This is a genomic window from Sphingomonas sp. PP-CE-1A-559 (genome assembly GCF_004340965.1).
Lineage (GTDB): Bacteria > Pseudomonadota > Alphaproteobacteria > Sphingomonadales > Sphingomonadaceae > Sphingomonas.
In genome coordinates this window covers 664,892-675,147 of sequence record NZ_SLYA01000002.1, presented here as the reverse complement: position 1 = coordinate 675,147, position 10,256 = coordinate 664,892, and the positions used below count along the sequence as shown (strand labels likewise).

At 66.5% G+C, this 10,256-nt stretch carries 10 protein-coding genes and 1 riboswitch; of the genes, 1 reads left to right on the top strand and 9 read right to left on the bottom strand.

Going from position 1 to position 10,256, the window contains the following annotated elements; all coding sequences use genetic code 11:
• Window positions 1-11: 11 nt before the first annotated feature.
• The 3 genes from cobT to cobO form a co-directional block, all read right to left on the bottom strand.
• Window positions 12-1,025 carry a nicotinate-nucleotide--dimethylbenzimidazole phosphoribosyltransferase gene (gene cobT, locus C8J42_RS08555; protein WP_133019652.1) on the bottom strand — a complete coding sequence of 338 codons (1,014 nt, stop codon included), beginning with the start codon at window positions 1,023-1,025 and terminating at the stop codon, window positions 12-14.
• Window positions 1,022-1,429 carry a DUF1636 domain-containing protein gene (locus C8J42_RS08550; RefSeq protein ID WP_133019651.1) on the bottom strand — a complete coding sequence of 136 codons (408 nt, stop codon included), beginning with the start codon at window positions 1,427-1,429 and terminating at the stop codon, window positions 1,022-1,024. Before C8J42_RS08550 ends, cobT begins: the two co-directional genes overlap by 4 nt.
• 170 nt (window positions 1,430-1,599) lie before the next feature.
• Window positions 1,600-1,792: riboswitch (cobalamin riboswitch) on the bottom strand.
• A 203-nt stretch (window positions 1,793-1,995) separates the two neighbouring features.
• Window positions 1,996-2,601 carry a cob(I)yrinic acid a,c-diamide adenosyltransferase gene (gene cobO / locus C8J42_RS08545; protein ID WP_133019650.1) on the bottom strand — a complete coding sequence of 202 codons (606 nt, stop codon included), beginning with the start codon at window positions 2,599-2,601 and terminating at the stop codon, window positions 1,996-1,998.
• A gap of 54 nt (window positions 2,602-2,655) precedes the next feature.
• On the opposite strand from cobO, the gene C8J42_RS08540 reads away from it, so the two are divergent.
• Complete coding sequence (locus C8J42_RS08540; RefSeq protein ID WP_133019649.1) at window positions 2,656-4,272, top strand: NAD(P)/FAD-dependent oxidoreductase; 1,617 nt, start codon at window positions 2,656-2,658, stop codon at window positions 4,270-4,272.
• 351 nt (window positions 4,273-4,623) lie between these two features.
• Here C8J42_RS08540 and C8J42_RS08535 read toward each other — a convergent pair whose 3' ends face one another.
• The 6 genes from C8J42_RS08535 to C8J42_RS08510 form a co-directional block, all read right to left on the bottom strand.
• On the bottom strand, window positions 4,624-5,313 hold the full coding sequence (locus tag C8J42_RS08535; RefSeq protein WP_243644203.1) for a peptidylprolyl isomerase: 690 nt from the start codon (window positions 5,311-5,313) through the stop codon (window positions 4,624-4,626).
• A 395-nt stretch (window positions 5,314-5,708) separates the two neighbouring features.
• Entirely contained in the window at window positions 5,709-6,014 is a 306-nt protein-coding gene (locus tag C8J42_RS08530; protein WP_120300145.1) for a UBP-type zinc finger domain-containing protein, read from the bottom strand.
• Complete coding sequence (locus tag C8J42_RS08525) at window positions 6,011-7,669, bottom strand: FAD-dependent oxidoreductase (RefSeq protein WP_133019648.1); 1,659 nt, start codon at window positions 7,667-7,669, stop codon at window positions 6,011-6,013. Before C8J42_RS08525 ends, C8J42_RS08530 begins: the two co-directional genes overlap by 4 nt.
• Window positions 7,666-9,048 (bottom strand): FAD-containing oxidoreductase, encoded by a 1,383-nt coding sequence (locus C8J42_RS08520; RefSeq protein ID WP_207897103.1) that lies wholly within the window; start codon window positions 9,046-9,048, stop codon window positions 7,666-7,668. Before C8J42_RS08520 ends, C8J42_RS08525 begins: the two co-directional genes overlap by 4 nt.
• Window positions 9,045-9,524, bottom strand: coding sequence for a DUF4126 domain-containing protein (locus C8J42_RS08515; protein WP_133019646.1), 480 nt, complete (start codon window positions 9,522-9,524; stop codon window positions 9,045-9,047). The genes C8J42_RS08520 and C8J42_RS08515 overlap by 4 nt, the downstream gene beginning before the upstream one ends.
• A 170-nt stretch (window positions 9,525-9,694) precedes the next feature.
• On the bottom strand, window positions 9,695-10,213 hold the full coding sequence (locus C8J42_RS08510) for a RidA family protein (RefSeq protein ID WP_133019645.1): 519 nt from the start codon (window positions 10,211-10,213) through the stop codon (window positions 9,695-9,697).
• Window positions 10,214-10,256 lie beyond the last annotated feature (43 nt).

Below are 10,256 nucleotides of genomic sequence, written 5' to 3'. Positions count from 1 at the left end.
GTGCGAACCGGTCACGCGACCGAGACCCCCGCCTCGGCAAAGGTCGCCATCTCGTCATGCGCCGCCAGCGCCGCGCGGACGAGCAAGGTCGCAGTCGCCGCGCCGCTCCCCTCGCCGAGCCGCATGCCCAGCGACAACAGGGGATCGAGGTCCAACGCTCGCAACAGGCGCGCATGACTCGGCTCGGCCGACACGTGGCCGGCAAGACAATGCGCGAGGATATCCGGGCACGCAGCGGCGATCGGCGCGACCGCGGCACAGCATATGAAGCCATCGAGCATGACGGGTACGCCGGCCAGACGCGCCGCGAGGACAGCGCCTGCGATCGCCGCAAGTTCACGACCGCCAAGCCTGCGTAGCGTCTCGAACGGGGTAGTCAGTGCGTCCCGGTGCAGCGCCAGACCGGCCTCCACGGTCACGATCTTGCGGGCCATGCCGTCGTCGTCGACTCCGGTACCGGGCCCGACCCAGTCGCGTGCCGATCCATCGAAGCTGGCAAGGCACAGCGCGGCGGCCGAGGTCGAATTGCCGATCCCCATCTCGCCGAGCACGATCAGATCGGGCGCGTCCGCAACGACGGCGGCGCCCGCGTTGATCGCCGCAAGACATTCCTCTTCCGACATCGCCGGGGCGACTGTGAAATCGGTCGTCGGCCGGTCGAGATCGAGCGGGACGACTCTGAGATCGAGCCCCGCCGCGCGCGACAGCGCGTTGATCGCCGCGCCGCCATGTTCGAAATTGGCCACCATCTGCGCGGTGACGGAGGCCGGAAACGCACTGACGCCGCGATCGACGATGCCGTGATTACCCGCAAAGATCACCGCCCGGCCGCGATCGAGCCGCGGGCGTTCATGGCCCTGCCAGCCGGCCATGAAGACGGCAATCTCTTCCAACCGCCCGAGCGAACCCGGCGGCTTGGTCAGTTGGCCCTGCCGCGCCACCGCCGCCGATCGAGCGGCTTCGTCCGGCTGCGGCAACGCGCTCAAGGATGATAGAAATGCCGCGGCCGTCGGAAAAAAGGTCATTCCACGACGAACCCAGCGGGCGGCGTGCGGGTGATGAAGTGGCCCTTCACGCCCTGCGGCCATTGCTTGAACGGCACCTGTCCGAACGCGCTCTCGCCGTAGAGTCGCGCGTAATTGAGGATCGCGCGCGCGGCGTCTTCGGTAGGCTCGAACCGGCCGAGTACATACCCGACCTTGGCGGGTGCGCGCAGATGGATCGTACAGAAATCCTGGCACGCGAACAGACACGGCATCTCCTGCACGGCTACGTCGGCATAGGCGGGATCGCTCGCCTGCACCGTCTTTAACGCAGCGACGAGCCGTGCGCCGCCGCGATTGCCCTGCTCGTCATCGCGCGAGTCCGCGGAATGGCGGCACGTATTGCACGCGACCACCGCGACGCCGTCCTCGACTGGCTTCAGCATGTCCGTTCCCGGACGATCTTAGAATGACGTGAACTTGGCATAGGAACCCCTTCGGACAATCGGTCCCGCACCACGCGAAGGGCGAAGGCGCACGCCTCCAGCCTCCGCGCAACGCGAAGCGATGTCGTCGCTCGGGGTGTTACCCGTCCGTTCGGCGCACCCTGGCCGGACGAAAGACGACCGCGACGGGCAGGTCTCCTGGCTCGCGGGTCAACGCCGTCCGCGCCGCCTTCTCGGGAACATCCCAATGGCATGAGGCACGATGGCTCGCCGCGTACAGTTGCAGGGGCAGCCGGGTGTTTCCCGTTCCCATTCATCCCCCTCCGCGCGAGCATCGGGGGAACCTGTCGCGGAGGGAGCGATAGGCGGGAGGAAGACACGGCGCAAGACACGGCTACGTCGGTTAGACGTCCGCCAGCCGCCCCCAAACCCTCCCGTCATCCTGACGAAAGTCAGGACCTAGGGTAACGGGAGGTGGCCTTCGTGGCTCTGGGTCCTGACTTTCGTCAGGATGACGGAGCTTTGGGTCAGCAGCGCGACCGACCCAACCGCCGTCGGAAACGCGCCTAGAACTCTACCCCCGCCTGCGCTTTCACCCCCGACCGGAACGGATGCTTCACCTGCGTCATCTCGGTCACCAGATCCGCTACGTCGATCAGCGCATCCGGCGCGTTCCGCCCGGTCACCACGACATGCTTCATCTCGGGCTTCGCCGCCAACACCGCCAAGACTTCGTCGACCGGCAGATACTCATACCGCAAAACGATGTTCAGCTCGTCCGCGACCACCATCGCATAGGACGGATCCGCGATCATCCGCTTCACCTCGTCCCAAGCCTCGCGCGCCACCGCGATGTCGCGCGCGCGATCCTGCGTGTCCCAGGTGAAACCCTCTCCCATCGGCTTGAACTCGCACAACGCGGGGAACGCATCGAAGATCGTCTTCTCGCCGGTCGCCATCGCGCCCTTGACGAACTGTACCACGCCAACCTTGCGCCCATGCCCGATCATCCGCACCGCCATGCCGAACGCGGCGGTGGATTTGCCTTTGCCCTTGCCGGTGTGGACGATAATCAGCCCCTTCTCTATCGTCTTGCTCGCGACGATCTTGTCATGAACTTCCTTGCGCTTGGCGCTCTTGGCATTCTGCTCGTCGTCGGTCCGCATGATCATGTCCTCTTGCGCTCCCGATGGCGGATCGCGCCGCGCGGCGCTAGAGCGACCGACATGCTCCGCATTACCGATCTAAAGCTCCCGCTCAACCACGCCGACGAAGCGCTCCCCGCCGCGATCCGCGATCGCCTGCGCGTCACCCCGCGCGACCTGATCCGTTACACCGTGGCGCGTCGCGCGCACGATGCCCGCGACAAGATGGACATCCAGCTCGTCTATTCGGTCGACGTCACGCTGAAGAACGAGGACACCGTCCTAACCCGCTTCCGCAAGGATCGCCACGTCCAGCGCACCCCCGACACAGGCTACCGCTTCGTCACCAAGGGCGGCGCGAGCTACACCGGCCCCCGCCCTGTGGTGGTCGGCGCAGGCCCCTGCGGGTTGTTCGCCGGGCTCATCCTCGCGCAGATGGGGTTCCGCCCTATCATTCTCGACCGCGGGAAAGTCGTCCGCGAGCGTACCAAGGACACTTGGGGTCTGTGGCGCAAGAGTGTCCTCAACCCTGAATCGAACGTTCAGTTCGGCGAGGGCGGTGCCGGTACCTTCTCCGACGGCAAGCTCTGGAGCCAGATCAAGGACCCGCGCCACTTGGGCCGCAAAGTCCTGACCGAGTTCGTGAAAGCAGGTGCGCCGCCCGAAATCCTCACCGAAGCACACCCGCATATCGGCACCTTCCGCCTCGTCACGATGGTCGAGAGCATGCGCGAGACGATCGAGGCGCTCGGCGGCGAATACCGCTTCTCGACCCGCGTCGACGGTCTCGACATCGTCGAGGAAGCCGGCACGCGCCAGCTCCGCGGTCTGCACCTGAGCACCGGCGACTATCTCGAAGCCAACCACGTCGTCTTCGCGGTCGGCCACAGCGCGCGCGACACGTTCGAGATGCTGCATGCTAGGGGCGTATACGTCGAGGCAAAGCCGTTCTCGATCGGTGTCCGCATCGAGCACCCCCAGTCGTGGATCGACGAAGCCCGGTTCGGGCCGTGCGCCGGCCATCCCGATCTCGGCGCGGCCGCGTACAGCCTGTCGCACCACTGCAAGAACGGGCGCACGGTATACAGCTTCTGCATGTGCCCGGGCGGCACCGTCGTCGCCGCGACCTCCGAGGAGGGCCGCGTCGCGACCAACGGCATGAGCCAATATTCGCGCAACGAACGCAACGCGAACTCCGGCATCGTCATCGGCATCGACCCCGAGCGCGACTATCCCGGCCACCCGCTCGCCGGGATCGAACTGCAACGCCACTGGGAATCGCGTGCCTATGTCGCGGGTGGATCGAACTACAAGGCGCCCGCGCAACGCATCGGCGACCTGCTCGCGGGCCGCGCGTCGACCGCGCTCGGAACGGTAATACCGTCGTACAAGCCGGGCGTGCACATGACCGACCTGTCGGAGTGCCTGCCCGAGTTCGCGATCACTGCGCTGCGCGAGGCGTTGCCGGCGTTCGGCCGCGAGATCCCCGGCTACGATCACCCCGACGCGGTGCTGACGGGGGTCGAGACGCGCACCTCGTCGCCGGTGAGGATCACGCGCGGCGAAGATTTCGTCAGCCTCAACACGGCGGGGCTTTTCCCGGCTGGCGAAGGCGCTGGCTATGCAGGGGGTATTCTTTCTGCCGCGGTCGACGGGATCAAGGTCGCGGAGGCGGTTGCGCTTAGCCTCACTGCCTAGGCCGTTTCGTTCCCCCGCGAAGGCGGGGGTCCAGGAGCCACAAATACCTGCGTTCGTTACCCTGGGCTCCCGCCTTCGCGGGAGAACTAAAGGTTGCGGCAACTGACTTATGACCCTGCCAAGACAAAACACCACCCCGGCGAAGGCCGGGGCCCAATTGGGGGACGCCGCTAACTGACGCCGAGCATCGTTACTCCGACCTTTCCAATTGGACCCCGGCCTTCGCCGGGGCGGTGCACGTCGACGGCGACCGAGTTTGCGACAGAAGCCTGCAATGGGACCAACGCTTCCTCGGACTAAAGTAAGAGTCGGACAGTCCATGTGCTATGCAAGGTCCAGATCACCCACCCCTCACTTCCGCCGCTGCGGCCCCGTCTTGATCAGCCACGCCCGCGGCAGCCCCGTCGGCTTGGCCACGCCATCCAATCGCCGCGCACTCACAAGCGCCACGCGCTTCAGGATCATCTGGTCCTTGAACGCATCCATCCCGCCGCCGGTCGGCTTGGCGAGGATGCGCTTCACCACGTCCATTCCCGCGACGACGTGTCCGAACGCGGCATAGCCCGGATAGCCCGCACGTGCGTCCATCGCCGACGCCGGGCCGACCGTGATGAAGAAATTCCCGCCAGCTGATGCCGGCGTCATCCCCCGCGCCATCGAGATCGTCGCGTCGAGATGCTTGATCCCGGTCATCGCGGTGGTCTCGAGCGGGAACGGCGGAAGTATTCGTCGCGCATCGGTGCGGATCCCCGCCTGGATGAAACCAAGCTTCGGCGCGGACTTCTGGCGGCTCGCGCGATAGAAGTCGGTCCCGTCGAACCGACCGTCATCGACATAGGCGAGGAAATTCGCGGTCGTCTTCGGCGCATGGCGGGCGTCGAGCGCCAGCAAGATCGGGCCTTCGGAGGTGACGATGCGGACGCGAACGAGGCCCGGTTTCGGTCCCGGTTCGGTGCGCTGAACCTGCCGCCTCGCTGGCTGCGCCGTTCCTGCAGTCGCCAAGGCCGCAATCGCTACGAAGCCGATCATAAAACGCCGCATTTCGATCACTCACGCCTTTACCGATGGCGTCGGCTACCTGTCCGTTTGCGGCGAGGCAAGAGCGCTGGGATATGTGGTTGAGCGGACTGATGATCGCCGCGTCGTAGCTGTGCCCGTTCGACAACGTCCCGAGGTTCAAACTCGCCAGCACCTTCGCTTGGCTTGGTCGGCGCCCACATTCGCAGCACCTCCCCGGCGGAGGCCGGGGCCCAGTTGGGAAACGTCGCTGATGTAAGTTCGTGCTATGCCACTTGGGTCATACCAACTGGGCCCCGGCCTTCGCCGGGGAGGTGTGGTGGTTGGTTGGCGTGACCTTTTCTCTCTCCAGCACGGGAGCGTCGTCGTGAGGCGGATCGGGCATCGCCGCTGCGGCAGGATTCTCTCCCCGCAACGCCTCAAACATACCGCGGGATCGGCCCCACCTGCGGCGTCTGGTCCGGCAGGTCCACCATCGTCTCGTCGACGAAGCACCAGCCCCAGCCCTCCGGCGGGTCATAGCCCTCGATGATCGGATGCCGCGTCGCGTGGAAGTGTGCGGTCGCGTGGCGGTGCGGGGAGTCGTCGCAACAGCCGACATGACCGCATTCCCGGCACAGCCGCAGATGCACCCATTCGCTGCCGATCCGAAGGCACTCCTCGCACCCCTTCGCGCTCGGCGTCACGTCGCGGATCGTCTCCATATGCGTGCAACCGTAGCTCATTCCGCATGCCTTTCCGCCATGTCCGCCAAAACCGTGTGGATCTGCGCGACCACCGCCGCGCCTTCGCCTACCGCCGCCGCGACGCGCTTGGTCGATCCGGCGCGGACGTCGCCGATCGCAAACACGCCCGCGCGGCTCGTCTGCAACGGCAGCGCGGCGGCGCCGGTGACGATGAACCCCTTCTCGTCCGTATCGACGTAGCCCTTCAGCCAACCCGCATTGGGGTCCGCGCCGATGAACAGGAACAGGTGTCGCATCGCGCACCGCGTCTCGGCGCCGTCGCTGCGTTGGCGGAAGATTGCCCCGGTTAGCCCTGTCGCGCGCTCGCCCTCCAGCCCGACGATCTCGGTGCCGACGCGGATCGTCACGTTGGGCAGCGCGGCGATCCGATCGATCAAATATTTCGACATCGTCGCGGCCAGCGGGCGGCGGACGATCAGGTGCAGGTGCTTCACGCGGGGTGCGAGGAACACCACCGCCTGCCCGGCCGAGTTGCCGCCACCGACCAGCGCGACCTCCTCGCCCTCGCACAACCGCGCCTCGATCGGCGATGCCCAATAGGACACGCCAGCGCCCTCGAACTCCGCCAGGTCTGGGATGTCCGGCCGCCGATACCGCGCGCCCGACGCCACGATCACCGTCCGCGACTGGACGCGCCGATCGCCCGGCAGTTCGAGCGCTAGCGGATCGCCCGTGGGCCGATCCTCGTCGCAATCGAGATGCTCGACGGTCAACGGGATCGCGATCTCCGCGCCGAACTTGAGCGCCTGGTTGAATGCACGCCCGGCCAGCGCCTGTCCCGAGATACCGGTCGGGAAGCCCAAATAGTTCTCGATCCGCGCCGACGCCCCCGCCTGTCCGCCGATCGCGCGCTCGTCGAGCACGATCACCGACAGTCCCTCCGACGCCGCATACACCGCCGCCGCCAGCCCCGCCGGCCCCGCACCGACGATCGCGACGTCGTACACGGTGTTTGGATCAAGCTCGGGCGTGATCCCGAGGCAGGCCGCGACCTCGATATCCGACGGCCGTTTCAGCACCGTACCGTTTGGACAAACGACCAGTGGTAGATCGCTCGATGCAACACCGGTCCGCTCGACCAGAGCACGCCCTTCGTCGTCGGACGCCGCATCGAGGACGATGTTCGGATAGCCCGACCGCGTGAGAAACCCCTGTAGCCGGACGACGTCGGGACTGTCGGGCAGGCCGACGATCACCGTCCCCCCGCTGCCCTGCTCGATCAGGCCGACGCGACGCAGGATCAGCGCGCGCATCACGATCTCGCCGACGTCCGCAGAACCGACCATCAGCGCGCGCAGGTGCGCCGGGTCGAACGGCAGTGCGGTGCAGCCGGCAGGGCCAGCGGTACCCCCAGCGATCGTCGGGCGCCCGGCAAGCTGGTTGACCTCGCCCGTCAACTGCCCGGGGCCGTGCGTAGTGATCGGCGCCTCGTGGCTGAGCCCGTCGCGACGGACGACGTCGATCGTTCCCACGAGCACGAGCCATGCCGCGACGCCGTGCTCGCCGATCGCATAGACCTGCTCGCCTGGAGCAAACACGCGCGCCGGACCGCTCGCAAAGCGCTTTGCCGTCTGAAGCTGTTCCGCGTTGAGCACCGGGAACATTTGGTGGTCGCGCGCGCCGAGATCGCTCATGTCTGCACCACTGGTTCGAGCCCGAGCAGAAGCGTCGGGATCAGTTCGGACACGGTCGGATGGATCGGAACCGCCCAGCGCAGCGCGGCCACCGGCTGGTCGGCGTTCATCATGTCGAGGATCCCGTGGATCGCTTCGTCGCCACCGGTGCCGAGGATCGCCGCCCCCAAAATCCGTTGTGTATCCGCATCCGCCACGATCTTCATGAACCCCTTCGTCTCGCCTTTTTCGACCGCGCGGCCGACGCGGGTCATCGGCCGTTTCGAGACCAGGATCGACCGCCCCGTCTTCTCCGCCTGCGCCTGCGTCATCCCCACCCGGCCGAGCGGCGGATCGGTATAGAGCGCATAGCCGACCAGCCGCTCGCTCAGCGTCCGGTCGTCATGGTCGAGCAGGTTCGCCGCGACGATCTCGAAATCGTTATACGCGGTATGCGTGAACGCGCCGCGCCCGTTGCAATCGCCCAGCGCCCAAACGCCCGGCACGTTGGTCTGCAGCATGTCGTCGACGGTGACATAGCCCTTCGCATCGGTCGCGATCCCGGCAAGATCGAGCCCGAGATCGTCGGTATTCGGGCGCCGGCCGACCGCCAGCAGCACGTGGCTGCCGATCACCTTCGGATCGCCGGCCTGGCAATCGACCGATACCGCGACGCCGTCCGCATGGCGCGCGAACGCGATGCAGTTCGCGCCGGTTCGCACGGTGATCCCCTCGTCTTCCAATATGCCCCGCACGGCGTCCGACACGTCGGCATCCTCGTGCGCGATCAGGCGTTCGCCACGCTCGACCACCGTCACCGCCGCGCCGAACCGGCGATACATCTGCGCGAACTCGAGCCCGACATAGCTTCCGCCGACGACGACGAGATGCTTGGGAATCTGTTCCAGCGCGACCATGTCGGTATTGTCGAGATGCGGCACGTCGCCGACACCGGGCATGTCCGGCACGATCGCGCGGCCACCGACGTTGAGGAAGATGCGCGGCGCGGTCGTCTCTTCGCCGTCGACCGCGATCGTCCGCGGCCCGGTTAAGCGGGCGTGGCCCCGTAGGAAAGTGAGCCCGGCCATATTCTCGAGCCAGCGCTCGTTGCCCGATCGTGCGTCCATCACGACCTTGCGCGCGCGGGCCGCAACCGCAAGCATGTCGACCGTGACGTCGCCGGTCGCGATCCCGAAATCCTCCGCGCGCCTCGCCAAGTGCGCGGCATAGGCGCTCGCCACCAAGGTCTTGGTCGGCATGCAGCCGGTGTTGACGCAGGTCCCGCCGACCAGCTTCCGCTCGATCAGCGCGACCGTCATGCCCGCGGCGGTAAGGCGGCCTGCCAGCGGTGGCCCGGCCTGCCCGGCACCGATGATGATCGCGTCGAAATTCCGCATCAGATCGACAGCACCACCAGCACCGCCAGAAGGATCGCGACCGCATCCTCGATCAGCGCGGCCGGTCGATCGCTGCCGAACGTTGCCGCCAGTCGCGCGCGCAAAGCCGAGCCGCCATAAATTCCGAAGACCGCACCGACGATGCCGAGAACGATCCCCGGCAACGGCACGCCGATGCCGTACCCCACCGCCGCACCCGATACCCCGCCCGTGAGCAGCCGCGCGACGAACTGCGGCGGCACCTTGCGGCTGGGCGTGGACGGCAGCTGATCGGTGACGAGTTCGGTGGCCGCGAGCAGCGTGAAGATCCACGGCGTGAACCGGTAGCCGAGGAACGCGAGCCAGGTCCCCTGCAACGGCAACGTCCCCTTGCTCGCGGCCCAGGCTACCGCGGCAGGCGCCAGCATCGCGCGCAACCCCGCGACGATGCCGATGACGATGGCGAGGATCAGTCCGTGAACGAGCGGGGGGACGAGCATGGCGGTCTCCGATCCGATGTGTGCAACATCGTCCCACGCACCGCCCCGAGCGTCAATTCGTTACGCATCCGATCTGGCCTCGATCCAGTCGCGGATTACCGTCCGCCAACCGCCCGACCGGACCAAACACCTGATATCGAAAGCGAACACGAGGCCATTTTCGCTCGAAATTATTTCGCCGCCGTCGCCTCGATCTCGACCAGGAACGCCGGCCCCGCCAACGCTGCCACCTGAACGGTCGACCGCGCAACGGTGTTCGGGTTCTCCGCCGTCCCGAAATACATCTTGAACGCATCGTTCATGCCGGCAAAGTCCATCTTGCCGCCGAGCTTCGGATCGCCCGCGACGAACACGGTTAGCTTGATGATATCGCTCATCGCATAGCCCTGTGCCGCCAGGATCGTCTTGATCTTGGTGAACACGCTGATCGTCTGCGTCTTGGTATCGCCGAAATCTGCGATCGTCAGCTGCACGGGTGGCGTCTTGCTCGCCGGATCGATAGGCGCTGCCAACTGTCCGCTGAGATAGAGCATCTTCGCCCCCGCCGGCACGGTGACACCCTGCAGGATCAGCCCCGGTGGCGTATTGGTATGGCGGACGATGCCGGATTTGGGGGCCTGCGCACCGGCAACCGACGCACCTGCCAGCGCTGCGAACAGGGCAAGCGATCGAACAAAAGTCTTCGTCATGGATATCCCCTCGTAGAAACCGGGCGCCGGATGTTTCCGGCGC